The 24,830-nt window shown below is 30.5% G+C and carries 22 protein-coding genes, 1 tRNA gene and 1 pseudogene; 16 read left to right on the plus strand and 8 right to left on the minus strand.

The window, feature by feature from the left end:
* The first annotated feature begins 2 nt into the window (after window positions 1-2).
* The 14 genes from pseC (at window position 3) to EC396_RS15035 (ending at window position 14,045) form a co-directional block, all read left to right on the plus strand.
* Window positions 3-1,184, plus strand: a complete 1,182-nt coding sequence (gene pseC / locus EC396_RS14970) for a UDP-4-amino-4,6-dideoxy-N-acetyl-beta-L-altrosamine transaminase (protein ID WP_129367543.1) — start codon at window positions 3-5, stop codon at window positions 1,182-1,184.
* Window positions 1,177-1,875, plus strand: coding sequence for a pseudaminic acid cytidylyltransferase (gene pseF / locus EC396_RS14975; protein WP_129367545.1), 699 nt, complete (start codon window positions 1,177-1,179; stop codon window positions 1,873-1,875). Before pseC ends, pseF begins: the two co-directional genes overlap by 8 nt.
* Window positions 1,850-2,410, plus strand: a complete 561-nt coding sequence (locus EC396_RS14980; protein ID WP_129367547.1) for a GNAT family N-acetyltransferase — start codon at window positions 1,850-1,852, stop codon at window positions 2,408-2,410. The genes pseF and EC396_RS14980 overlap by 26 nt, the downstream gene beginning before the upstream one ends.
* A complete protein-coding gene (locus EC396_RS14985; protein ID WP_129367549.1) occupies window positions 2,404-2,871 on the plus strand; it encodes a GNAT family N-acetyltransferase in 468 nt (155 codons plus the stop codon). The genes EC396_RS14980 and EC396_RS14985 overlap by 7 nt, the downstream gene beginning before the upstream one ends.
* Window positions 2,868-3,902: a pseudaminic acid synthase gene (pseI, locus tag EC396_RS14990; RefSeq protein ID WP_129367551.1), complete on the plus strand. Its 1,035-nt coding sequence runs from the start codon at window positions 2,868-2,870 to the stop codon at window positions 3,900-3,902. Before EC396_RS14985 ends, pseI begins: the two co-directional genes overlap by 4 nt.
* A gap of 13 nt (window positions 3,903-3,915) precedes the next feature.
* Entirely contained in the window at window positions 3,916-5,151 is a 1,236-nt protein-coding gene (locus EC396_RS14995; protein ID WP_129367553.1) for a polysialyltransferase family glycosyltransferase, read from the plus strand.
* Complete coding sequence (locus EC396_RS15000) at window positions 5,123-6,400, plus strand: oligosaccharide flippase family protein (RefSeq protein WP_129367555.1); 1,278 nt, start codon at window positions 5,123-5,125, stop codon at window positions 6,398-6,400. Before EC396_RS14995 ends, EC396_RS15000 begins: the two co-directional genes overlap by 29 nt.
* Complete coding sequence (locus EC396_RS15005) at window positions 6,397-7,755, plus strand: O-antigen polymerase (RefSeq protein ID WP_129367557.1); 1,359 nt, start codon at window positions 6,397-6,399, stop codon at window positions 7,753-7,755. Before EC396_RS15000 ends, EC396_RS15005 begins: the two co-directional genes overlap by 4 nt.
* Before the next feature lie 2 nt (window positions 7,756-7,757).
* Window positions 7,758-8,846 carry a glycosyltransferase family 4 protein gene (locus EC396_RS15010; RefSeq protein WP_129367559.1) on the plus strand — a complete coding sequence of 363 codons (1,089 nt, stop codon included), beginning with the start codon at window positions 7,758-7,760 and terminating at the stop codon, window positions 8,844-8,846.
* Between the two features lie 6 nt (window positions 8,847-8,852).
* Window positions 8,853-9,404 (plus strand): WcaF family extracellular polysaccharide biosynthesis acetyltransferase, encoded by a 552-nt coding sequence (locus EC396_RS15015; protein WP_205757974.1) that lies wholly within the window; start codon window positions 8,853-8,855, stop codon window positions 9,402-9,404.
* A gap of 24 nt (window positions 9,405-9,428) precedes the next feature.
* A complete protein-coding gene (locus EC396_RS15020) occupies window positions 9,429-10,193 on the plus strand; it encodes a glycosyltransferase family 2 protein (RefSeq protein ID WP_129367563.1) in 765 nt (254 codons plus the stop codon).
* A gap of 40 nt (window positions 10,194-10,233) precedes the next feature.
* Window positions 10,234-11,367, plus strand: coding sequence for a GDP-mannose 4,6-dehydratase (gene gmd / locus EC396_RS15025; protein ID WP_129367565.1), 1,134 nt, complete (start codon window positions 10,234-10,236; stop codon window positions 11,365-11,367).
* 6 nt (window positions 11,368-11,373) lie between these two features.
* Window positions 11,374-12,471 carry a GDP-L-fucose synthase gene (locus EC396_RS15030; RefSeq protein WP_129367567.1) on the plus strand — a complete coding sequence of 366 codons (1,098 nt, stop codon included), beginning with the start codon at window positions 11,374-11,376 and terminating at the stop codon, window positions 12,469-12,471.
* Window positions 12,472-12,638: 167 nt separating this feature from the next.
* Window positions 12,639-14,045, plus strand: a complete 1,407-nt coding sequence (locus EC396_RS15035) for a capsule assembly Wzi family protein (RefSeq protein ID WP_129367569.1) — start codon at window positions 12,639-12,641, stop codon at window positions 14,043-14,045.
* Window positions 14,046-14,177: 132 nt separating this feature from the next.
* Here EC396_RS15035 and EC396_RS15040 read toward each other — a convergent pair whose 3' ends face one another.
* Genes EC396_RS15040 through EC396_RS15050 form a run of 3 tightly spaced genes read right to left on the minus strand, consistent with a single transcriptional unit; the run spans window position 14,178 to window position 17,322 of the window.
* A complete protein-coding gene (locus EC396_RS15040; protein ID WP_129367571.1) occupies window positions 14,178-14,789 on the minus strand; it encodes a carbonic anhydrase family protein in 612 nt (203 codons plus the stop codon).
* Between the two features lie 14 nt (window positions 14,790-14,803).
* Window positions 14,804-16,642, minus strand: coding sequence for a SulP family inorganic anion transporter (locus EC396_RS15045; protein ID WP_129367572.1), 1,839 nt, complete (start codon window positions 16,640-16,642; stop codon window positions 14,804-14,806).
* An 11-nt stretch (window positions 16,643-16,653) separates the two neighbouring features.
* Window positions 16,654-17,322 carry a TetR/AcrR family transcriptional regulator gene (locus EC396_RS15050; RefSeq protein ID WP_129367574.1) on the minus strand — a complete coding sequence of 223 codons (669 nt, stop codon included), beginning with the start codon at window positions 17,320-17,322 and terminating at the stop codon, window positions 16,654-16,656.
* Between the two features lie 338 nt (window positions 17,323-17,660).
* Here EC396_RS15050 and dusB point away from each other — a divergent pair, with 338 nt between their 5' ends.
* Window positions 17,661-18,641 (plus strand): tRNA dihydrouridine synthase DusB, encoded by a 981-nt coding sequence (dusB, locus tag EC396_RS15055; protein ID WP_129367576.1) that lies wholly within the window; start codon window positions 17,661-17,663, stop codon window positions 18,639-18,641.
* Between the two features lie 293 nt (window positions 18,642-18,934).
* Here dusB and EC396_RS15060 read toward each other — a convergent pair whose 3' ends face one another.
* The 4 genes from EC396_RS15060 to EC396_RS15075 all read right to left on the minus strand — a co-directional run bounded on the left by EC396_RS15060 (window position 18,935) and on the right by EC396_RS15075 (window position 24,082).
* Window positions 18,935-20,452, minus strand: a complete 1,518-nt coding sequence (locus tag EC396_RS15060; protein WP_129367578.1) for a choice-of-anchor I family protein — start codon at window positions 20,450-20,452, stop codon at window positions 18,935-18,937.
* Between the two features lie 114 nt (window positions 20,453-20,566).
* On the minus strand, window positions 20,567-21,451 hold the full coding sequence (era, locus tag EC396_RS15065) for a GTPase Era (protein WP_129367580.1): 885 nt from the start codon (window positions 21,449-21,451) through the stop codon (window positions 20,567-20,569).
* A gap of 56 nt (window positions 21,452-21,507) precedes the next feature.
* Entirely contained in the window at window positions 21,508-22,695 is a 1,188-nt protein-coding gene (locus tag EC396_RS15070; RefSeq protein WP_129367582.1) for a DUF1501 domain-containing protein, read from the minus strand.
* Window positions 22,696-22,705: 10 nt separating this feature from the next.
* The gene (locus tag EC396_RS15075) at window positions 22,706-24,082 is read right to left on the minus strand and encodes a DUF1800 family protein (RefSeq protein WP_129367584.1); all 1,377 of its coding nucleotides are present in this window, start codon (window positions 24,080-24,082) and stop codon (window positions 22,706-22,708) included.
* A gap of 112 nt (window positions 24,083-24,194) precedes the next feature.
* On the opposite strand from EC396_RS15075, the gene EC396_RS15080 reads away from it, so the two are divergent.
* A tRNA-Met gene (locus tag EC396_RS15080) sits at window positions 24,195-24,267 on the plus strand.
* Window positions 24,268-24,375: 108 nt separating this feature from the next.
* On the opposite strand, the pseudogene EC396_RS15085 reads toward EC396_RS15080, so the two are convergent.
* Window positions 24,376-24,783 (minus strand): annotated as a pseudogene (locus EC396_RS15085) (transposase); the annotation flags it as partial.
* Window positions 24,784-24,830 lie beyond the last annotated feature (47 nt).

Genomic DNA, 24,830 nt, shown 5'->3' on the forward strand with positions numbered 1-24,830 from the left:
CAATGAAGGCAATACCTTACGGAAGGCAAAATATTACAGAAGAAGATATTCAAGCAGTAATTGAAACACTTCAATCAGATTATTTAACTCAAGGGCCTAAAATAGCTGAATTTGAAGCTGCTTTTGCTGAATATGTTGGCTGTAAATATGCAGTAGCAGTATCAAATGGGACTGGAGCACTTCATTTATGTACAATAGCTTTAGACGTCAAAGAAGGTGATAAAGTAATAACGACACCTATAACTTTCGCAGCTTCAGCTAATTGTATTCGTTATTGTGGTGGTGAAGTTGTTTTTTCAGATATAGATTCAAAAACTTATTTATTAGATATTGATAAGGTTAGAGTTTTATTAGAAAGTTCTCCAAAAGGGACTTATAAAGGGGTAATTCCTGTTGATTTTGCTGGAAGAGCTGTTGATTTGGAAGCTTTTAGACAATTGGCAGATGAATATGATTTATGGATTATTGAAGATTCATGTCATGCACCTGGAGGAGCATTTCAAGATGCTTCTAACTTAGATCAATTTTGTGGAAATGGACAGTTTGCAGATTTAGCCATTTTTTCATTTCATCCGGTAAAACATATTGCATCTGGTGAAGGAGGAATGATTACAACTAATAATGAAATTCTTTATAAAAAATTGTTGCAATTACGTACTCATGGAATTGTTAAAAATGATGATTTATATACAAACTCAATTGAATTTGCAGGAGGTATAGAACAATACCCAGGATGGTATATGGAAATGCAATCATTAGGGTTCAATTATCGCTTAACAGATTTTCAAGCAGCATTAGGTCTTTCGCAGCTAAATCGTGCAGATGAGGGGCTAATAAAAAGAAAACAAATTGCAGAAACCTATTTTAAATCATTTAAAGACAAAAGTTTTATAAAAGGACAATCAGGAGTGGTGAATGGCCATGCATATCATTTATACATTATTGAAGTTCAAGACAGATTGGGTCTATATAATCATTTGAGAAAAAATAACATATTTGCCCAGATTCATTATATTCCTTGCCATTTAATGCCTTATTATAAAGAATTAGGATGGAAGGAAGGAGATATGCCAAATGCTGAAAATTATTATAAGCATTGTATAAGCTTGCCTATATTTCCTACATTGACCAATGAGGAGCAAAATTTTGTTATTGAAAGTGTTAAAGCTTTTTACAATGAGTAAAAAGCTATGTATAATCCCAGCAAGAGGAGGTAGTAAAAGGATTCCGAGAAAAAATATAAAAACTTTTTTAGGAAAACCAATTATTGCATATTCAATAGAAGCAGCAATTAATAGTAACCTTTTTGATGAGGTGATGGTTTCAACGGATGATATTGAAATTGCTGAGGTTGCTAAAAAATATGGTGCTAGAGTTCCTTTCATGAGAAGTAGTCAAACTGCAAATGATTATGCAACTACTTTCGAAGTTATAGAGGAGGTTTTGAACAATTATCAATTACATAATTTAATATTTGATTATACATGTTGCATATATGCTTGCGCTCCATTTGTAACGGTTGGAAAACTCATTGACGCATATAAATTATTATTAACTAACAATTTTGACAGTGTATTCCCTGTGATGACTTTTGGATTTCCAATTCAAAGAGCCTTAAAAATGGGAAGTGGTAATAAAATAAACTTTTTTTATCCAGAGTTTAGCCTAACAAGATCTCAGGATTTAGAGCAAAGTTATCATGATGCGGGTCAGTTTTATTGGATGAACATAGAAAAATGCTTGCAACAGAATAAAATAATAACAGATTACTCAGGAAGTATTGTTATTTCTGAAATGGAGGGACAGGATATAGATAATGATATTGATTGGAAATTAGCCGAATTAAAATATGAACTATTACAAAGTTATAAATAAGCAAACATTCAATATTGGTGATTTTTCAATTGTTCCTATACGATTTGAAGATAGAGGAGCTATTATGCAATGGAGAAATGAACAAATTTATCACTTGCGGCAAAATAAACCTCTAACAATTCAAAATCAAGATAATTATTTTGAAAATGTGGTAAATAAGCTTTTTGAAAAAGACCAGCCAGAACAAATTTTGTTTTCATATTTAGAAAATAATAAATGTATTGGTTATGGAGGTTTGGTACATATCAATTGGATTGATAAAAATGCAGAGATTTCATTTATAATGGATACAACATTAGAAAAAAAATATTTTCAAAAACATTGGATTCAATATTTACAGTTAATTGAGAAAGTTGCTTTTTCTGAGCTACATTTTCATAAAATATTCACCTATGCTTTTGATTTACGCCCTCACTTATATAAAGCCATTGAGATTGCAGGTTTTAATAAAGAAGCTGTTTTAAAAGAGCATTGTTTTTTTGATAATAAATATTTAGATGTTGTAATTCATTCAAAAATTAATGATAAATGTTAAGTTTTAGAAAAGCTAATGAAAATGATACTTTATTGTATTTTAATTGGGCAAATGATGTGACTGTAAGAATACAATCGTTTAACTCAAATACAATAGATTTTCAACAACATGAAATTTGGTTTAAATCTAAAATTCAAGATGACACTTGTTTGATGTTGGTTTTTCAAAATGAAGAGAATGAGCCTGTAGGGCAAATTCGCATTCAAAAAGAGAGTAAGAATAAAGCTATAATTGGGGTTTCAATAGCTTCAAATTATAGAGGGAAAGGTTATTCAAGTGAAATGTTAGAAAAAGCTTCAAACTATTTTTTTGATACTAACAAGAGTTACATTATAAATGCATTTATTAAAATAGATAATTTAAATTCAAAATATGCATTTGAAAAAGCAGGATTTCAATTTGAAAAAGAATTAATGTTTAATGGATTTAAGAGTTTTCTATATACAAGAAAGGGAATATGAGAATAGACAATTTTGAAATAAACAGTACAAGTAAGGTTTTTATAATTGCAGAATTATCTGCTAATCATAATGGAAGTATAGAAACTGCTATTGACACAATAAGGGCTGCTAAAAGAGCCGGAGCTGATTGTATTAAGTTGCAAACTTATACAGCCGACACCATGACAATTGATTCTGATAAAGAAGACTTTATTATTAAAGGTACTATTTGGGAAGGAAAAAATCTTTATAAATTATATCAAGAAGCCTTTACACCTTGGGAATGGCATGGAGAATTGATGCGAGTTGCAAAAGAAGAAGGGCTTCTCTGCTTTTCATCGCCTTTTGATAAAACAGCAGTTGATTTTTTAGAAACTTTAAATGTTCCTGCGTATAAAATTGCCTCTTTTGAAATAACGGATATTCCGTTGATTGAATACGTTGCTTCCAAAGGAAAACCTATTATTCTTTCTACAGGAATTGCAGAGCAAGCAGATATTGAATTGGCTTTAGATGCTTGCAAAAGAATGGGTAACACTGATATTGCTTTATTAAAATGTACATCAAGTTATCCAGCACCAATAAATGAGGCAAATATGTGCATGGTAAAAGATCTATCTGAAAGATATGGAGTAATAAGTGGATTATCTGACCACACTATGGGCGCTACAGTTCCTATTGTTGCAACTTGTTTTGGTGCCAAGATTATTGAGAAACATTTTATTTTAGATCGTTCCATCGGTGGTCCAGACGCTTCTTTTTCTATGAATGAAAAAGAATTTACCGAAATGGTTAAAGCTGTACGTGAAGCTGAAAAAGCTATAGGTATCGTAGACTATTCTTTAACTGAAAAACAAGTAAAGGGGAAGGATTTTTCTAGATCGCTATATGTGGTTGAAGATGTAAAGGCAGGAGATGTTATAACAGAAAATAACGTACGATCAATTAGACCAGGTTTTGGAATGCATCCAAAGTATTTTAATGAAGTCTTAGGAAAGGTCTTTAAACAAAATATAACTGAAGGAACACCTTTAAGTTGGGAGTTAATTTAAAAAAAAAGACTTAATGAAAAAAATTCTATTTATTGATAATTGGAAAAAAGGCTATAAAAATTTTACAAGATTAAATGATGAATTTATAAAAAATCAATTCACTACAATATTGGTACATACTGGTTCTTTTACTGGTGAAGGGGATGTTAAAGAAGAGTTTATAGATGGATTACTTGTTAGAGATATTTCATTTTATAAAACAATTTTAATAAAAAAAGTTATTGAAGTTGAAAAACCAGATGTAATATTGATACTTAATCTTTCGTTTATTTTTGATAGAGCAATTGTTAATATTTGTAAAAAAATTGGAATAAAGTTGATTTTTTTAGCACATGGTAAATTAGTTTCTGTTGAATCTGTTGCTGAAGTTAAATCAAATTTAAATAAGGATATTAGGACAAATATTTCACGTGTATTTAGAAAAAAGAATTTTTTGGTATTAATAAATTATTTTTCTTCATTAAAAACAGGTGGTAAATTTATTAGTTCTTTTAAAATGATAAAAGGAATTGTTGCAAATCCTTCTGGTTATTTAACTATGCCGAATTATGATAAAGAGTTAGACGCGGATTTGATTTTGTTATATACAAATGAAGATAAAAGGTTATATAACGAACGATTTGGTTTCCCAAAAGATAAAATTAAAGTAGTTGGAAACCCCGAAATTTTTGAAATAATTAATACCCCTACTCAAGTCAAAAATTTATTTTTAAGAGATATAGGCTTCAATGAAAATGATAATTATGTATTATATCTTGATGATGGATTAGTTTGTGGTAATATTTGGACAAAGGAAGAATGGTATAATCATCTAAAAGAGATTCTTAATGAAATTAATATTTTAGGATATAAGTTAATTATTAAATTACATCCGAGAGAAGATTTAAATAATCATTTAAAGTTTTTTAATGAAAATAATATACTGGCATTGAAAAATATTGATTTTAAAAATAGTATTATTCATAGTGAAGCTGTAATTAGTCATTATTCTACTACAATTTTATTTTCTTTAGTTTTTAATAAAAAAGTGATTTCTCCAAAATGGGGAAAATCATTAGAATTACATGAAAACTACCCTTCAAATTTGATTAATTATATTTATTCAACTCATGATTTTAAAATTGCTCTTGTAGAGGATAACAATAATGATTTAGTTGTTAAAAATTATCTTAAGTCACAAGGGATAAATAAAGATACGAATACAATTACAAAAATAATTGATGAAGTTAAAGAGTGTGTTAATTCGTAAAATAGTTTCCTTAATTCAAGGGCGAAAGCAAGGTCTTGGATTTTTATTTTTTAATGTTTCTGGAAATTTATTTACATTTTTAATAAGTTTTGTTTTACCTTTTCTTTTAAGTGTAGAAGGATACGGCTATTTTGCACTTGTATTCGCTTTGCACAATGTCATAATTGCTTTTTTTACTTTTGGTTTAGATTCTTCTATAATTAAGTTTTCAATTGAAAAAAAATCAAGTTCAAATGTTTTATTCACAAGTTTTATCGCTTGGTTAATAATGGCTCTATTTTTAATTTTAGTATTTTTAATTTTGGCATGGTTTGTAGTAAAATTGAAATTTTTAAATATTGAATTAAAACCATTAATTTATATTATTATTTCTGCTATGATGATATCCTTTCAAAGGATTGTATTGGCATACCATATAGCAAATTCAGAAGTAAAAAAATATGGTAGATTATTTATATTTAATAAATTAGTTCAGCTTATTTTGGTGTTTGTAGTTGTTTTAATTTATACCGAAAAGATTTTTCTTAATCTTTTGCCTTACATACTTTTAGTGCAAGGTTTGGTCAATTTGCTATATGTATTCTTTATTACATTCGTTAAACAAACTAATTTTAAGACTGTAACTTTTAAAAGTGACGTGGTTGAATTAATAAAATTCACATTACCATTGTCAATTAATACAGTTGGTAATTTAGGGTATAGCTATGGGTTTAATGTTTTTGTTTCTCCATTTCTAACTTTTGCTCAATTAGGTATTCTTAATATTTTTACTCAATTAGGTAGTATAGGTATGATGACTATTAATGCTTTAAATAGCGGTTATATTCCAACATTTTATGAACAGTATTATTTAAATTACAAAAAGGCTGTTATCAATTATTTTCATTATATAGCTCAAAACGCTTTAATAATAGTAATTTCAATTTTTATAGTAGGTAGTATATATAAATACTATGCTTATGCTGAAAATAATAATTATTTATTAAGTTATTTATCAATTTATTTACTAGGAGTTTTGTTATATTCTTTTAAATCAATTGGTTCTAATTATTTAATTATTAGAAATAAAACAATTTTAATTAGTTCTATAACAGTTTTTACATCTATTTTTAATATTTTTTCTGGGATTATTTTAACAAAAATATTCGGGTTTGCAGGTTGCGTAATAAGTTTAAGTGTTGGATATTTTATTCAAGTTCTAGCTTTTAATTACGACGCAATAACTAATTTAAAAAAGAATAAAATATGAGATATTTTACCGGTTTATTTTTAGGGCTACTTACTTTTATTTTGTCAATGTATGTAGTTATTTCGGATGTTTTCGAAATTAATGGGTATGTATTAATTCATATCATAATTATCGCAATAAGCTCTTTTTCACTTTTTTCGTATGGCAATAGATCTTATTCTCTTTATAAAATATATCATATATTTAATTTGTTTTTTATTGGTATAGCACCAGTTTTACAATATACTGCAAACTCTAGGTTTATTGGTGAACCTGAAATTCCTTATAAGTATAAAATGATAACATCTGTTGTCTTTTTAATTTCTACTATAGTTTATAATAGTTTATATTTTTTGGTAAATTCTAAATTTTCAATAAAATATTTAGAAAATTTAAATGTTAAGTTGAGTGTATTTAATATGAAAGGTAATAGATTTTCATTATTATTTAAAGTGCTAATGATATTTATTTCATTAATTTGTTTTTATATGATTTTTATGGTGAACAATTTTAATATATTAAGCATGTTGTTTAGAGGAGGAATATTTAATGACAAGGTTGAAGTAGAAAAATCACTTTCATTACTAATTGATAAATTTTTCAGGCCACTATCTTTAGTCTTATTTATTATTTCTTTTATGTACAATCGAAAAGCATGGATTGTGAATTCAATTCTTTTTTTATTATTTTTAATTACAGCTTTTCCATTGGGGTTAGGACGAAATGCTGCAGCAGGTTTTTATTTACCTCTATTATTACTTTTTGTGCCAATTTTTAAAAAAAGACATTTTTTTGTAAGTACTATGATTTTTGGCTTATTGATAGTTTTTCCTTTTTTGGATACATTTCGAAACATAGGTGAAAATTCGGAGTTTAAATTTGGATTAAATTTTGAGATGTTTACACAATTGCATTTTGACGCTTATATTACATTAGCAAGAGTAATTTATCATGATATAATTACTTATGGATATCAATTATTGGGTGTGTTTTTATTCTTTGTCCCTAGATCTATTTGGCCTTTAAAGCCATTAAGTAGTGGTCAATTTCATGCAAATGAAATTGGTTTAACTTTTGATAATTTAGCTTGTACTTATCTAGCTGAAGGATATATTAATTTTGGCTATTTTGGTGTGTTTATTTTTATAATTTTTATTGCTTATACTAGTGCAGTATTAGATAAAGCATATTGGTCTTTAAAAAATAAAAACTCTTATTTTAATGTAATTTATGTTCTTTTATTAGGAATGTTTCTGTTTGTTTTAAGAGGGGATTTAATGAATAGCTACGCTTATACTTTTGGTTTGATTTTTACAGCTATTTTGGGTTATATGCTACTACTGTATATATCAAGCATTAAATTTAAAATTAAGTAAATATGATTTTAATTATCGGCCCATTACCAGATCCAATTGATGGATGTTCATTTGCTAATAAAACACTGTGTAAAAATTTAAAGCACAATAACATTAAATTTGAAGTTATTAATACAAATACAAATTTAATTTCATCTAAGCAAGGAAGTTCTTTTTCAATAAAAAAAGCATTATATTTTTTTAAATCATATTTTAGTTTGTATAAAATTCCAAGAGCTAAAGTTGTTTATTTTACTCCTGGTCAAACATTTTTTGGTTTATTAAAATATGCACCCTTTATTATTTTATGTATTTTGTTAAAAAAGCCCTATGTAATTCATGTACATGGAAATCATCTAGGTGTACATTACCAATCATTAAAAGGTGTAAAAAAACAACTATTTCATTTTTTAATATCAAAAGCATCGGCTGGCATTGTATTGTCCAAATCTCTAAAGGATAATTTTAAAGACCTTCTGCCATTAGATGATATTTTTGTAGTTGAAAATTTTGCAGGAAATGATATTTATAAAAATACTGAGGAATTGATAAAAAGAACTGATATTCCTAGAATTATATATTTGAGTAATTTAATGGCTGAAAAAGGAATATTAGATTTGTTAGATGCTTTAATAATACTTGATAAAAAAGGTGTAAATTATAAGGCTATAGTTGCAGGGGCAATAGAATCAAGTATCAAAATGTCAGTTATAAGTAAATTGGAAAAACTCGGAAATAAAGTTAATTATGTTGGGGTAGTTCAAGGACAAGAAAAGATTGAGGCTTTAATTGGCTCTAATATTTTTATTTTGCCAACTTTTTATAAAATGGAAGGACAGCCAATTTCAATTCTTGAAGCTCTCGCTACAGGAAATATTATCGTAACAACGAACCATGCTGGCATTCCAGATATTATTACAAGTAAAAATGGTTATTTGTTAGATCCCCAGTCACCTGAAATGATTTCTAAAGTTATTACAAATATTAACGAAAAATTAAAAGAGGAAGTTAGAAGATTTAGTGAAGAAAATATGAAGTATGCAAAAAATAATTTCAAAGAAGATATATTTAGTAGTAAGATAATTGAAATTTTAAATTCAGTTTCTAAATAAAAAATTATGAAAACTAATTTAAAATCATTTGATAGCTCAAATTTTAACAAAGGAGCAAGTAAATTAAAACAATTTACATGGATTATATTAAATGCAATTTTTATTCAATCATCTTGGTTTCCGTTTATGAAACCAAAAGTTATGCTGCTTAAAATGTTTGGTGCTAAAATTGGTTCAGGACTTGTTATTAAACCAGCTGTAACAATTAAATTTCCTTGGAAACTGGTAGTTGGAGACCATGTTTGGATTGGTGAGAATACTTGGATAGATAATTTAGATAATGTTAGTATCGGTAATAATGTATGCATTTCTCAAGGCGCTATGTTATTAACTGGGAACCATGATTATACGATTTCCTCATTTGACTACAGAAATGCACCAATTATTATTGAAGATGGTGTTTGGATTGGAGCTAAATCTGTTGTTTGTCCTGGAATAACTTGCAGGTCTCATGCGATTTTAGCTGTTGGGTCAATTGCAACAAAAGATTTAGAAGCATTTACAATCTATCAGGGTAATCCAGCTATTAAAATCAGAGAAAGAATTATTAAAAATTAAGACTGAAAGTCTATTGATATATTAATGAAAGTATCCATAATAACAATTGTATATAACAACCAGGCATTTATTGAAACTTGCATTCAATCTGTCTTGGAACAAACATACCCAAACTTAGAGCATATCATTATTGACGGTGGCTCAACTGATGGCACACAAGCTAAAATTGAACCTTATGTAGATAAATTAGGGTATTACATCTCTAAAAAAGATAACGGATTATACGATGCTTTAAATAGAGGTATTGAAAAAGCATCAGGAGATATTATTGGTATTTTACATTCTGATGACGTTTATTTTGATGTAAATTCTATTCAAAAAGTGGTGGATGCTTTTATAAAATCGTCTGCCGATTTGGTGTATGCCAACGGCGTATTCGTAGATAAAAATAACATTCATAAAGTTAAACGTATTTACGATGCAAAACCATATAAAAAAAAATATTTGAATTTTGGATGGATTCCCTTGCATACAACTATATATGTTAAAAAAGAAGTTTTTAACAATTATGGTTTGTATGATGAAAATTATTCAATAGCAAGTGATTATGAAATTTCTTTACGTTGGTTTAAAGAGCCCGAGATAAATAAATATTTTTTAAATGATTGGGTAGTAAAAATGAGACTTGGAGGTAAAAGCACCTCTTCAAAATTTCAAAAAAGAAAGTCAAATGAAGATTTACAAATAATAAAACGTTATAAATTAGCAGGTTTTATTACTTTAGCATTTAAAATTGGACGTAAAATACCACAATATTTAAGACCTAGAATTATTAAATTTAAAAATTAGAGGAAGTAAATAAAATATCAACAAGTTAATAATTAGAATTATGAAAGGAAAAGTAGCATTAATTACAGGAATAACAGGACAAGACGGATCTTATTTAGCGGAATTGTTATTAGAAAAAGGATACATAGTACATGGTATTAAAAGAAGATCTTCTTTATTTAATACAGCTCGTATTGATCATTTATACCAAGATCCTCATGACCCAGATCAGCGATTGAAGTTGCACTACGGTGATTTAACCGATTCAATGAATTTGACGCGAATTATACAAGAAGCGCAACCAGATGAAATTTATAATCTTGGGGCAATGTCTCATGTGGCTGTTTCTTTTGATACTCCAGAATATGTTGGAAATGTTGACGGTTTAGGAACTTTACGTATTTTAGAAGCAGTTCGTTTGTTGGGTTTAACTGAGAAAACAAGAATTTATCAAGCCTCAACTTCAGAATTATACGGTGGTATGCCAGAAAATAAAAATGAGAGAGGTTTTTATGATGAATCATCTCCATTTTATCCGCGTTCTCCTTATGGAGTAGCCAAAATATATGGATTTTGGATTACTAAAAATTATCGTGAAGCTTATAATATGTTTGCTTGTAATGGTATTTTGTTCAATCATGAATCTCCAAGAAGAGGGGAAACTTTTGTAACACGAAAAATTACCCGTGCTGTAGCAAAAATAGCATTGGGTTTACAAGATAAAGTATTTCTTGGGAACTTAGAAGCTAAACGTGACTGGGGACATGCAAAGGATTATGTTCGTATGATGTGGATGATTTTACAAGCTGAAAAGCCTGAGGATTGGGTAATAGCAACAGGGGTTACCACAACAGTACGTGATTTTGTTCGCATGGCTTTTGAAGAAGTTGGAATTGAACTTGAGTTTAAAGGTGAAGGTGTAGATGAAAAAGCTTATGTAAAGGTTTGTAATAATGTTGATTACCAAGTTGAAATTGGTAAAGAAGTTTTATCTGTTGATCCATCTTATTTCCGTCCAACTGAAGTAGATTTATTAATTGGCGACCCTACTAAAGCAAAAGAACAGTTAGGTTGGGTACCAGAGTATGATTTAAAAGCTTTGGTGCAAGATATGATGAAAGGTGATGTTCAATTAATGAAAAAAGATGTTGACTTGTTAAAAGCTGGACATGAAATTTTGAAGCAAGCTGAATAAAAAATCATGAAAAAAGAAAGTAAAATATACGTAGCTGGGCATAATGGATTGGTTGGGTCAGCCATTGTGAAAAATTTAAAGAATAAAGGTTATACAAATTTGGTTTTCAGATCTTCTTCTGAATTAGATTTGAAAAATCAATTGGCTGTTGAAACTTTTTTTAAAGAAGAAAAACCTGAATATGTAATTTTAGCTGCTGCAAAAGTTGGAGGAATTGTAGCAAACAATACATATAGAGGTCAGTTTATTTACGAGAATTTGCAAATTCAAAACAACGTAATTCACCAATCTTATGTAAATGGCGTAAAAAAACTGTTGTTTTTAGGTTCTACCTGCATTTACCCAAAGTTGGCACCACAGCCAATTCCTGAAGATTGTTTGTTAACAGATACTTTAGAGTATTCAAATGAGCCTTATGCCATTGCTAAAATTGCAGGATTAAAAATGTGTGAGGCCTATAATTTACAGTATGGTACCAATTATATTTCGGTAATGCCTACCAATTTATATGGACCAAACGATAATTTTAACTTAGAAACATCTCATGTGTTGCCAGCTATGGTTCGTAAAATTCATTTGGCAAAATGTTTAGAAGATGGAAATTTTGATGCTATTAAAATCGATTTAAATAAAAGACCTATTGAAGGTGTAGATGGTGCTGCTTCAAACGAAGAAATTTTAGCGATTTTAAATAAATACGGGATTAAACAAATCGAAACTTCAAACTCGAAACTTCAAACTTCTTTAGAGTTATGGGGTACAGGTAAACCAATGCGAGAATTTTTATGGAGTGAAGATATGGCAGCAGCTTGTGTTTTCTTATTAGAAAATAGAGATTTTGAAGATGTAAAGGCAACTTGTGAAAATGAAATTATCAATACGCATATCAATATTGGAACGGGTAAAGAAATTTCGATAAAACAATTGTCAGAAATCATTCAAAAAGAGATTGATTTTAAAGGAATTATCAAATTTGATAGTGATAAGCCAGATGGGACAATGCGTAAATTAACAGATCCATCAAAATTACACGCTTTGGGATGGAAACATACTGTTGAATTGAATGAAGGAATTAAATTAATGTATCAACATTATTTGGCTTAATTATTTAAAAGTACGTTATAGCAAGTAATTTTTATCAACGAAGCTATTGAAAATTATTTCACCTTAAAGGTTATCGTTCGTAATAAATTTAAATAAGAGTTTAAAACAAAAGTATCGAGAAGTATTTATAATAATTCTCGATACTTTTTTAATGTAAATAGTTAAATATGTCTTTGAGAATAATTGTATTAATATGTTTTTTCTTCTCTATAAACACTTATTCACAAGATTTGGGTTTAAATGTTGGGGTCGAATTAAATACAGGAGTTTCTACAGAAAGTGTTTTGCCGTTTTGGGCAACTGCAAATCAATATGGAGCTATTCCAAACAGTAATTATGGTTCGTTAAATGGTTTTATTGGTCACGATTTTAGAAATCCTCAAAACCATTGGGATTTTGCATATAAAGGCTCATTTACAGGTTATTTAGCCAAAGAAAACTTGGTTTTTGTTAATGAATTGTATGGTAGTATTCGTTTTAGAGGATTGATATTAACCGTTGGAAATAAGTATGATGAAATCAAATGGCAAGGTCTATCATCATCAAATGGGAATTTTATAAAATCTGTAAATGCCCGAGAAATGCCAGGTATTAATTTACAAACAAATGGCTTTGTAAAAGTTGGTTTTTGGGAAAACTGGTTTAGGGTTAGGGCAAATTATGCAGAATATTTAATGAATGATAAGCGTATTGTAGATGGTGCAAATGCGCATCACAAAAGTTTACATTTCAATTTTAAAACTTCAGATAATTTTAATTTTAGTGTTGGTTTAGATGATTGGGCGCAATGGGGCGGAACTTCACCAACGTTTGGAAAACAGCCTGTTGGTTTTAAAGATTACATCCGTATGGTATTAGGTGCTTCAGGGAGTGATGGAGCCTCTGAAGGAGATCAAGTAAATGCATTGGGAAATCATATGGGAAATTATCTGATTGAGTTAAACCATACTGGAGCAAATTTGAATTGGAGCTTTTATTGGTCACATCCTTTTGAAGATAGATCAGGTAGGGAGATGATGAATTGGCCGGATGCTTTATACGGTCTCTCTTTTGACTTTAAAAAAACAACATCAATTGTAAACTATTTAGTAACTGAAATAACTTATACTAAAAATGTAAGTGGATCTGCACCACACACGTTTGATGAAAATGGAAATCCAATACCAGCAAGTGGTAGAGATCAGTATTTTAAAAATGGGGTTTACGCATCTGGGTGGTCTTATTTTGGAAAAACAATTGGTACACCTTATATTGTAACTGAAGTTGATGAAAATGGTATGCCAACTGGCCCAGATTTAAGTTATAACCGTTTTTTTGCTTTTAACATTGGTGCAAAAGGGTTTTTACAAAAAGTACCTTATACTTTGTTGTTGAGTTATATGCGTTATTATGCCTGGTTTGATGAGACTTTTGAAATTACTCCCCGTCAGTTTTCAGGTTTTGCAGAATTTGATATTTCTCCCCTTTTAAAATTACCAATAAATGTTGAAGTAGGTACCTCTTTTGATTTGGGTAATAAATTACCTAACAACTTAGGTGGTTTTTTAAAAATTTCTAAAAACTGGGATTTTTAAGAAGTTATTTTTTTGCCTATAAACTTGTACTTCTTTTATAAATAGAAATGTTAAGTTTGTTAGCGAACTATTTACAAACAAACAGACCACTTTTATAAGCGGTCTGTAGTTGTATTTATATTGTTTTTCGATTTACATAAAATGAACAATACCAGTGCTTATGTCGTAATTGGCACCTACAATTTCAATTTCTTCATTTTTTTCCATTTCAGCTAAAATAGAACTCTCGGCTCTGATTCTTTCTATTGAAAGTTGAACATTTTTAATGCCTACTTCTTCAATCTGATCATCATCTAATTCTGTTTCAGCAATTTTAATTGAGTCAACAGCAGGTTGAATTTTACTAAGTAATGGTGTTATATTTCCTAGTTTAACATTTTTACAAGCAGAAGTTACTGCGCCACACTTTGTATGTCCTAAAACTACAACTATTTTTGCACCAGCTACTTTACAGGCATATTCCATAGAGCCTAAAATATCTTCATTTACAATATTTCCAGCTACTCTTACGCTAAAAATATCGCCAATTCCTTGGTCAAAAACCAGTTCAGCAGGCACTCTTGAATCAATACAACTTAGAATTACAGCAAAAGGATATTGACCTTCACTGGTTTGAAAAACCTGATCTTTTAAGTTGCGTTGTGCTTTTAAATTTTCTGAAAATCGTTTATTTCCAGCAACCAAAATATCATGTGCGCATTTTGGTGTTAAGTTCTCCTGTATTTCTTTCGTTTGCGTTCTCATATGTTTTGATTTTTTTAGTTTTTACTTTTGTTTGTTTTAATCCAGTTTGTACACTCAATAAAAGTGTCAAAAATTTGTTCATTAGGAATTAAATCTGGAATAAGATCTATTTGTTCCATAAGTGCTCTGGGTTGATTTAATACATCAACAAAAAGAACTGTTTTGTTTTGCCTTACCAAATTGATGATTTCATCTTCTAAAACATACAATCCAGATTGATCTATATAAGGCATTCTGTCCATTCTAATAATTACTGTTGAAGCTTTTTCAGGAATTTGTTTCATTAAATTTTGAAAATCACTTGTTGAACCAAAAAACAATGGTCCTTTGATGTGTTTGATAAAAACTTCTTCTTTTAAATTTTCAGGAAAGTTGGCTTCATCTGCCCAAGATTTCTCTTGAGTTAAAGGTTTGATGTCAGAATGTTCAGCAGTTAAATCTCCAATTTTTTTAACAAACATTAATGATGCGATAACCAAGCCTATACCAACTGCATAAACTAAATTCCAAACCGATGATAGCACAAGAACAATAATCATAATAGCTACTTCGGGTTTTGGCATATAAGGTATTGCTTTTAATCCTTTGAAATCCATTACTCCAATACCAACGGTAACTAAAATACCTGCTAAAACCGCTGCCGGAATTTGTGAAGCTACCGGACTTAATGCAAGTAAAATTACCAATAACATAGTACCTGCTATCATACCTGATAAACGGGTTTTACCACCAGCATTGATATTAACAACTGTTCTAATGGTAGCACCTGCACCCGGAATTCCACCAAAAATTGCGGCTATTGTATTTCCAATACCTTGACCAATTAATTCTTTGTTTGAATGGTGTTTTGTTTTGGTCATATTATCGGCCACAACCGATGTTAATAAAGAGTCAATGGCACCTAATAAAGCCAATGTTAATGCGGTGAATATGTATGGTGCAATACTGCTTAAACTAAAGCTTGTAAAAATTTCGAAATGAGGAATTGGTAAGCCACTTGGTATTTCTTCAATAGGTCTGTAGTTTAATCCAAATCCAACAGCAATACCAGACATTACAATTAAGGCTACCAATGTGCTTGGAACTTTGGTTGTAATGCGTTTAAATCCATAAATAATAAAAATAGTTCCAGCCGCAAGAATCAATTCTAACCAATTGATGTTGCTTAATATTCGGGGCATTACTGTTAAAGATCCTAATACGCCAGAGGCTGCATTGCTTGCCAAAGTTTTAGATTCTTTTACAATTTCCTCGGGTGTTATCAATTCGGCTCTGTTGATGGTTTCTTTAAAGTTTTCTAAAACCAAAAAACCTTCTTTGGCTTCTTCTTTTAAAATATTATCTAAAATAATTTCTTCTGCCTGAGGTTTGAATTGCGCTACAAATTCAGTGTCTTCTTTTGGGTAATAACCTACCGATGGAGCAATTTGTGTGATTAATATAATAACACCAATGGCGGTCATAAAACCCGACACTACTGGGTAAGGAATGTATTTTATATATTTTCCAATGCCTAAAAATCCAAATCCAATTTGCATTAAACCAGCCAAAACAAATATGGTTAAAATGGCAGGTAATGCTTTGTTAACATCGCCATCAAAAGCAGCAATTAAACCTGCAATAATTACCATGCTAACTGCGGTCATAGGTGCTGTTGGGCCAGATATTTGTGTGTTTGTGCCTCCAAATAGTGCCGCAAAAAAACCAATAAAAATAGCGCCATAAAGTCCGGCACTTGGGCCCAATCCAGAGCTAACACCAAAGGCTAGCGCTAGGGGTAAAGCTACAATTCCGGCAGTAATACCACCAAATAAATCGCCTTTAAAGTGTTTGAAATCAAATAGTTTTTTCATAATTAGTTTGTTTATTTAATAAAGTTTAGCGCCATTTGAGTGTAAAACTTTTCAATGGCATTGTTTTGGTTGTTTGCGTTTGTTAATGATGGTAAATGTTCTGAAAAATATTTTTGATGAAGTGCACCTTCTATAATTGTTGAAACCAACATATTGGGATATTCAAAGTTTGGTTTTAATTCTAAAATAATGGCACTTACACGTTTTACAACCGATTTGTAAGCACCAAAAAATCCGCTGCGATTTTCTTCATCAACACTTTTTGTGTGGTATAGTTTAACAGATTCGGAAATAATGATTTTACTTAAAATTCGTTCGTTGATGTATGGAATTTGGTTGTTTTCTAAAACAGGTTGTGTTAACACTTTTATAGATTTTAACAATCTTTCTTTTGGTGATTCGACATTAGTAATTGCAAAAACCAATTGATACTCTATATAAGACCAATACCAGCTTGTTAAGTAAACCAATAGTACGTGTTTGTTTTTAAAATATCTGTAAATTGAACTTTCAGGTGAATTTATTTGTTTACCCAATTTTTTAAATGTAAATGCCTCAAAGCCTATTTGATCAATTAACTCAATACTTTTAGATAAAATATGTTGACCCAGTTCTGATGAAATGGGGTTTTTTGAATACAATTCTGGATTTACTTCGATATGTATATTTAAGTTAATCATATTTTTTTCAATTTAATACTTTCAAATATAATAGTATTACTATCGTAAATGAGTGTTTTATGTGTTAAATTTTAATTAAATTTTTAAAAGGTTTTTTTTTGAAGGATCAAAGAGATAAAGTTTCAGATGTGTAATTAAAAACTAAGAAATTATTAATTTTTAATTATTCCTTTTTCATTAAAGTTGCGTTAGTGATTGCAGCGGCATCCTTTTTTTACAATGCAACGCAGTGGAATTGTAAAAAAAGATACAGCGAAAAGCACGACCTGCAAGGGAACGCCCAAATACAAATAAGAATCAAAAATAAATTGTAATTTTGCAGTCAAAATTTTTTAGGTTTGGTAAAAATAGGAGATATAGAATTGTGTGATTTTCCGCTATTGCTAGCGCCAATGGAAGATGTAAGTGACCCGCCGTTTAGAGCTTTGTGCAAAGAACAGGGGGCAGATGTGGTGTATACTGAGTTTATTTCTTCGGAAGGTTTGATAAGAGATGCTGCAAAAAGTAGAAAAAAATTGGACATTTACGAAAAAGAACGCCCAGTTGGGATTCAAATTTTTGGTGCTAATTTAGAATCGATGTTGCGAACTGTTGAAATTGTTGAGCAATCGAACCCTGATATTATAGATATTAATTTTGGCTGTCCGGTAAAAAAAGTGGTGAGCAAAGGTGCTGGTGCTGGAATTTTAAAAGATATTGATTTGATGGTGAGTTTGACCGAAGCGATGGCTAAACATACCAAATTGCCAATTACCGTAAAAACCCGTTTGGGTTGGGACGAGAGTTCTATAAAAATAGTTGAAGTTGCAGAACGTTTGCAAGATGTTGGCTGTAAGGCAATTTCTATTCACGGTAGAACGCGTAAACAGATGTATAAAGGTGAGGCGAATTGGGCGCCGATTGCCGAGGTGAAAAACAACTCGCGTATGCATATTCCTGTTTTTGGTAATGGTGATGTAAATACGCCAGAAAAAGCTGTTGAAATGCGCGATAAATATGGTTTGGATGGTGCTATGATTGGACGTGCAAGTATTGGAAATCCTTGGTTTTTTAAACAGGTAAAACATTTTATTGAAACAGGTGAACATTTGCCTGAAATTACCATTGTAGACCGTGTTGAAATGGCAAAACGTCATTTGCAAATGGAAATTGACTGGAAAGAAAGTGAAATTGTTGGGGTAATGGAAACCCGCAGGCATTATACAAATTATTTTAAAGGCATTCCTGATTTTAAACCTTATAGAATGAAGATGGTAACATCAGATTCTGCACAAGATGTATTTGATGCTTTTGATGAGGTTTTGCAAAAGTTTGCATAGGTTTAGAGTCTAAAGTTTAAAGTCTAAAGTCTAAAGTCTAAAGTTGAAAGTCTAAAGTCTAAAGTCAATAACCAAAACACGTAATTGTATTTTGTAGTTTTTCTAGTTTTGTTTACTTTAACGTATAATGCTAAATGGATTTTTAATTTAAAGTTAAATTAAGCACATTTTAAAATGTGTTTTAAAACCATTTAAATAAAAAAGCGCAGTAGAAATACATTGAAAATCAATTCATATATGTCTGTACTGCGCTTAAAATACCCATAATTATTTTTAGGTATTCTTATTTTATTTTAGTTGTTTTCGTAAAAACTAATGGTTCCGCTATCTTCATTGCTTACCACTAAAAGTGCTTTTCCGGTAGGGCTATTTTCAGCAGTAATGGCTAAAATACCTTCAGGAGCTTCGTCGCCTTCGTGTGATAAAATTGATAAAAATACAGGTGCAGACGGAACAGTAATATCGTATACCATTACTTGGTCGTTGCGTTCCAATCCAACAAAAAGAATATAACGTTCGTTGTTAATATTTAACACGTCAAGTCCTTCAGGTTCAGCGCCTTTATCGTCGCTTCTGTTGTCGTCATCATTAAATCTATTAGGTGTGGTAGCAAGTGTTTCAGTTGCAATGCTATTGCCACTATCGTAAATTAAATTTGCATTTGGAGACCAAACAGTAAATGATCTTGCACCGTAGCTATAAATGACATCAATATCGCCATCTTCATCGGTATCTCCTAAAGTGTTGGTTGTTTTTAATCGTCCTAAATTTACATTGTTTTGGTAGTCAAAACTTTCAGGAAAAGCAGTAGGGTCTAATGTTAATTCAGCAACCCTAGTTTCTTCACTAAATCCACTATAATCTCTTGAATCTCCTTCGTTTGCAGAAATTAAATATTCCATTCCGTTTATGGTAACTGCTACAATTCCATCAGGCTGATACATACCTTTAACTGGCCATTTTTTTAATTCTTTTACATCATCTTTGTCGCTGGCATCTATTTCATTTCCAGCAGTATTGTAATCTTTAAAACCTAAAGGAAAAATAGCAGCGATAGATTTACCAACCAAATCAATTTTTGCAATTCCGTTGTTTTCTTGAAGCGCTACCCAGGCAATTTTAGAATCTTCAGAAACGGCAATATATTCAGGTTCAACATCTTGTGCTAAAGTGGCATTTGGGCCAAAAACTCTAAAACCTTGGTTTTTTAAAGCAGTTTCAAGGTAGTTGAAATTTTGAAAATTTAAGGTTGTTACTTCAAAAGTTTCAAGGTCAATAATACTCACAGTTCCTAAAGGATCAACGGTATAACTGTCGTTTGGCTCTCCTTCATTTGCAGAAATAAGTTGTTTTCCGTTTTTTGTAAACTTTACCATATCAGGTAAAGATCCAACCGTAAATTGATTGATCAACAGGTTGTTTTCAGTATTGTAAAGAAGTATTTTACCTGGATTTTGTTTGTTATGATCTTCAACCGCTATGGCTAAACGGCCATTGTTAATGTCTACACTGTTTGGAGAACCGTAGGCGGCTAATGATATTGGAGTTTCTTCAACAGGTGCATTTATATTTGTTATGTTGAAAACGGATATTTGTTGAGATTCAACATTTACAACAAATATTTTATTTGAAATTGGGTCAAATGCAGTTATTTCTGAAGCACCTTTTCCGCCAGCTTTGATGGTTGCTTTGTATTGGAAATTTACTTTTGTGCTAACAGGTGGATTTTTTGATTCGTCATCATCATTTTTATCACAACTAAAAGTGATTGTTAATAATAGTGCTAAAAAAAGTTTACTTAAAAGTTTCATAATTAGTTAATTTGATTGCTGCAAATATGAAACAGCATCTTTAACTAAAAGTTAATGAAATGAAAAGTAACTATTAGGATTTGTATTTTGATGTAAAGAAAATGTTGCTAAAAACTACTCGTTATTATAACCAAAACGGCGTAATTGTCTTTTATCGCTTCTCCAGTTTTTGTTTACTTTAACGTACAATTCTAAGTGGATTTTTTTGTCGAAAAACTTCTCTAAATCTTTTCTGGCTTCTGTTCCAACGCGTTTTAAAGGTGCGCCTTTATGACCGATAATAATTCCTTTTTGGGTTTCGCGTTCGACCATAATTACAGAACGAATTCTAATCATCGTATCACTTTCAAAAAATTCTTCAGTTTCAATTTCAACAGAATAAGGAATTTCTTTTTTGTAGTGTAATAGTATTTTTTCTCTAATGGCTTCGTTGATAAAAAAACGCTCAGGCTTATCGGTTAATTGGTCTTTTGGATAATATGGAGGAGATTCGGGCAACAATTCTAAAATTTTATCAAAAACTCCTTGAACGTTGAAATTTTCCAAAGCAGAAATTACGGTAACTTGTGCGTTTGGTACTTTTTCTTTCCAATACAATAATTTTTCTTCAACTTCTTCTTGTGAAGAGGTGTCTATTTTATTGATTAATAACAAAACGGGTACTTTAGCATGCTGAATTTTATTAAAAAACTGTTCGTCTTTTAATTCCTTTTCACCAATTTCAACCATATAAATTAGCACATCAGCATCTTCAAAAGCCGATTTTACAAAATCCATCATAGAAGCTTGTAATTCGTAAGCGGGTTTTATAATTCCGGGTGTATCAGAAAAAACAATTTGAAAATCATCACCATTTACAATACCTAAAATACGATGACGCGTAGTTTGTGCTTTTGAAGTAATAATTGATAAACGTTCACCAACAAACGCATTCATTAAGGTAGATTTACCAACGTTTGGATTTCCAATAATATTTACAAAACCTGCTTTGTGTGCCATAAATTTGTGCTATAAAAGTGCAAAGTTAGTTGAATTGATTGTGTTGTCAACCGTTTTTACAGAAAACTTAATGGTTTAAACGTTTCGTTTAAAATACTTTTGTCATCAACGTGCATCCAATTTTGTAAAATAGTGGCATAAATAGACCTAAAATCTACGCTGTATTTTAGGTCGCCATTTTCATCTAAGTCGTTTAAATTAGGCGCTTCATTGTAAATTCCTTTTTGTTTTAAATTTTCGCCAATGATAAAAACATTGTTAGCAGTTCCGTGGTCTGTACCATTGGCTGCATTTTGTTTTACACGTCTGCCAAATTCAGAAAAAGTTAAAATCAATGTATCTTTAAAAGTGTTGTTTACTTGTAAATCTTTAACAAAAGCAGCTATAGATTCGGCATAAACACTCAGCAATTTTTCTTGTCGTGCTTTTTGGTTAAAGTGCGTATCAAAACCACCCAGTGAGGTGTATAAAACTTTACAATCTAACCCCGAATTTATAAACTCTGCAGCAGTTTTTAGTTGTTTTGCCAAAGGGTTTTCAGGATATGTTTGTGTTGAATTGTAGGTTTTTGTGGTATTGTAAATATACTTTGCCGAATTTTCTGCAGCAATCATTGTTTTGTATAAATAGCCTAAGTTATCTTCACTTAAATGTTGATTGGTATGATTTTCTAAGACCTTTTTAAAATAAGGATCTTGTGCATTTTGGTAAAGTTGATTGGCATTTTGTACTGCCATTCCGTTTAATTTATTTCCTTTCATTACCAGCGATAAACTATCGTCGACTTCAATGGCGTTGTAAGGATTTTTACCATAAATATCGAGATAACGACCTAGCCAACCCGCGCTTAAATACTCGTTAGAACCACTTGCTGTTTGCCAAATATCAGTGGCTCTAAAATGAGAGCGATTTGGATTTGGATACCCCACATTGTTAACAATGGTTAGATAACCTTGATCGTATAAATTTTTTATTGGCGCTAAATTTGGGTGTAATGCCAGCTCGTTATTTAGTTTTAAAATATCGTTTTTAATGTTGATTGACGGTCTGTTTTTGTAGTAAATATCGTTGTTGTATGGTATTACAGTATTTAAACCATCGTTACCACCCGAAAGTTGTACAATTACCAAGCGCTTGAAACCTGTTAAATTAAAATCTAAACTATTAAACGCATTTACAAAACTAGGCACATAAAACAAGCTACTTGCCAAAGCCGTATTTTTAATAAAATTTCTTCTTTTCATTATGTAAAAATTAACAAAGTTGATATTCAGGTAACGACATTAATTGTATGCAATAGTCTTTATGTGTTGAAAATTCAATTTCATCTAAAAGCATTTTAGCGTTGGGGCTTATTGTTGAAGAAATGATGTTTTTTTGCATTTCTTCAGCAGTTAAACCTTTGTAATTTTCTTCAAAAACAGCCCAGTTTTGATTTATTTTTAAATAACCTTTTTTTGATTGTCGGTTTTTTAAATATTCTTCATAAGTATCTTCAAACTCGCTAATTCCTTCCAAAGAAATTACGGCATTATTTAATAAAATTGATGGTAATTTTAAGCGAAACATGAGTGTGTTGGTATCTATCCAACTTTGTCCGCCTTTCCAGCCAGCCACATTTACTGGATTTAATAATTGTTGACCCAATACTTTTTGTAAATACAACAGTTGTTTGTTAATTTGAAATTGAATAGGAATGGTATTGTTAATTCCGGCTAGTAATTCGATAGGCGATTTGATTTTTGAACCTATATTTTCTTCATTGTAAAACCAGTCGCTCATAAACACAAATTGCATCAAAGTTTCAATATTGTAATGGGGAAAAAACACTTCAACCATAGCGTTGATATGTGTTTTGTTGAGATTGGTGTTTACAAAATTGCTATAAATTTTTTCGCAAATAAAGGTGGCACATTGTTTTCGATCTAAAATAATGTTGATGATATCTACACCATCAAAATTGCCAGTTTTGCCAAAAAATGTTTTTTCGCCATTGTCGTGCTGATTTTTATTTACAAAAAAATCGCCATTTGGTTTGTAATTCCAACCCGTAAAAGCTCTTGCAGATTCTTTGATGTTGTTTTCAGAATAATTGCCAATGCCCAAAGTAAAAAGTTCCATGAGTTCACGTGCAAAATTTTCGTTCGGACTTTGTTTTTTATTTTGTTTTGCATTTAAATAATTAAGCATTGAAGCCGATTTAGAAATTTCAATTACAAAATCTCTGAAATTTCCGAGCGCATTGTTACGTAAAATATTGTTGAAATTTTGAATGTGATAGGCGTTTTGAGCTTTACAAACAAAAACATTTGCCCAAAAAAGGGTCATACGTTCTCTAAGTAACTCTTTTGGGTTTCCAATTCGTTCAACCCAGGCAATATTTAGCGCTTCTATTTGCTTTCTGTTTTCTTTTTGAAGTTGTTTTTTCTGACTGGCATTTAAATCTTTGTAATTTGCCATAGTATTTGAATAAAACGACGTGTCTATTTGTAGAGGTGTGCTTGTTTTAGATGCTTTAAATAGGTTGTTTACCAGTTCTTTTTTTGAAATATGTTGAACTTTCGCAAATTCTTTCGGATTTATTCCAAATCCTGCGCGCCAAAATAAATGTTGTATGTGTTTGGAGTTCATAATATTAGTTTGTAGTTTTTAAACATTAGACTTATAAAAATAATAAAAGTTTAATTATTAATTTAAAGATGCTTGTTTTATTGTGAATTAGTTGTATATTTGCAATCCAAATCGCGGGATAGAGCAGTAGGTAGCTCGTCGGGCTCATAACCCGAAGGTCACAGGTTCGAGTCCTGTTCCCGCTACTAGTAAAAGAAGCCGTCTCAAAATTAAATTGGGGCGGTTTTTTTTATTTTTAATTTCTACCGATAATTTTAGGATGTTTTAATTTGAATCAATAACAATTGTTGTGTTTATGCAAATATTGTTGTTAATCTAAAAAGGAAGAACTCAACGTTTCTAACTCCTCTAAATTGAGCTCTAAACGCTTTTATTTTAGCATTGAATGATTCAGCTGAAGCATTAGTGCTTCTATTTATAAAATAGTTTAGGATTGACCTATAATTGAGTGTTATCGTATTTGCAATTGTGTTGAACGCTTTAAAACCTGTATTTTCTACATCTTTATACCAATGTGCTAGCTTTGTATATGCTACTTCTATAGTTTTGGCTGTATTGAATATGTTCCTTAGTCCTTGAGTAAGATCAAAAGCGATTTTTATATCAGGATATTGATCGAACAATATTTTGCTTCTACAGTATTGGCTTTCTGTCCAATTTGAGGGGGCTTTGTATAGCAAGTATCTACTTCTAGCCAAAAGTTGTTTTCTTGTGTCTCCGTTGCTAAACTGCTTCTACAGTATTGAGT

The organism is Lutibacter sp. HS1-25, from assembly GCF_004121075.1.
In the GTDB taxonomy this organism is placed as follows: Bacteria; Bacteroidota; Bacteroidia; order Flavobacteriales; family Flavobacteriaceae; genus Lutibacter.

What these genes read in the sequence shown, in the direction of transcription:
- pseC (WP_129367543.1), top strand. Translation starts at nt 3, where the DNA reads ATGAAGGCAATACCTTACGGAAGGCAAAATATTACAGAAGAAGATATT.
- pseF (WP_129367545.1), top strand. Translation starts at nt 1,177, where the DNA reads ATGAGTAAAAAGCTATGTATAATCCCAGCAAGAGGAGGTAGTAAAAGG.
- EC396_RS14980 (WP_129367547.1), top strand. Translation starts at nt 1,850, where the DNA reads ATGAACTATTACAAAGTTATAAATAAGCAAACATTCAATATTGGTGAT.
- EC396_RS14985 (WP_129367549.1), top strand. Translation starts at nt 2,404, where the DNA reads ATGTTAAGTTTTAGAAAAGCTAATGAAAATGATACTTTATTGTATTTT.
- pseI (WP_129367551.1), top strand. Translation starts at nt 2,868, where the DNA reads ATGAGAATAGACAATTTTGAAATAAACAGTACAAGTAAGGTTTTTATA.
- EC396_RS14995 (WP_129367553.1), top strand. Translation starts at nt 3,916, where the DNA reads ATGAAAAAAATTCTATTTATTGATAATTGGAAAAAAGGCTATAAAAAT.
- EC396_RS15000 (WP_129367555.1), top strand. Translation starts at nt 5,123, where the DNA reads ATGAAGTTAAAGAGTGTGTTAATTCGTAAAATAGTTTCCTTAATTCAA.
- EC396_RS15005 (WP_129367557.1), top strand. Translation starts at nt 6,397, where the DNA reads ATGAGATATTTTACCGGTTTATTTTTAGGGCTACTTACTTTTATTTTG.
- EC396_RS15010 (WP_129367559.1), top strand. Translation starts at nt 7,758, where the DNA reads ATGATTTTAATTATCGGCCCATTACCAGATCCAATTGATGGATGTTCA.
- EC396_RS15015 (WP_205757974.1), top strand. Translation starts at nt 8,853, where the DNA reads ATGAAAACTAATTTAAAATCATTTGATAGCTCAAATTTTAACAAAGGA.
- EC396_RS15020 (WP_129367563.1), top strand. Translation starts at nt 9,429, where the DNA reads ATGAAAGTATCCATAATAACAATTGTATATAACAACCAGGCATTTATT.
- gmd (WP_129367565.1), top strand. Translation starts at nt 10,234, where the DNA reads ATGAAAGGAAAAGTAGCATTAATTACAGGAATAACAGGACAAGACGGA.
- EC396_RS15030 (WP_129367567.1), top strand. Translation starts at nt 11,374, where the DNA reads ATGAAAAAAGAAAGTAAAATATACGTAGCTGGGCATAATGGATTGGTT.
- EC396_RS15035 (WP_129367569.1), top strand. Translation starts at nt 12,639, where the DNA reads ATGTCTTTGAGAATAATTGTATTAATATGTTTTTTCTTCTCTATAAAC.
- EC396_RS15040 (WP_129367571.1), bottom strand. Translation starts at nt 14,789, where the DNA reads ATGAGAACGCAAACGAAAGAAATACAGGAGAACTTAACACCAAAATGC.
- EC396_RS15045 (WP_129367572.1), bottom strand. Translation starts at nt 16,642, where the DNA reads ATGAAAAAACTATTTGATTTCAAACACTTTAAAGGCGATTTATTTGGT.
- EC396_RS15050 (WP_129367574.1), bottom strand. Translation starts at nt 17,322, where the DNA reads ATGATTAACTTAAATATACATATCGAAGTAAATCCAGAATTGTATTCA.
- EC396_RS15060 (WP_129367578.1), bottom strand. Translation starts at nt 20,452, where the DNA reads ATGAAACTTTTAAGTAAACTTTTTTTAGCACTATTATTAACAATCACT.
- era (WP_129367580.1), bottom strand. Translation starts at nt 21,451, where the DNA reads ATGGCACACAAAGCAGGTTTTGTAAATATTATTGGAAATCCAAACGTT.
- EC396_RS15070 (WP_129367582.1), bottom strand. Translation starts at nt 22,695, where the DNA reads ATGAAAAGAAGAAATTTTATTAAAAATACGGCTTTGGCAAGTAGCTTG.
- EC396_RS15075 (WP_129367584.1), bottom strand. Translation starts at nt 24,082, where the DNA reads ATGAACTCCAAACACATACAACATTTATTTTGGCGCGCAGGATTTGGA.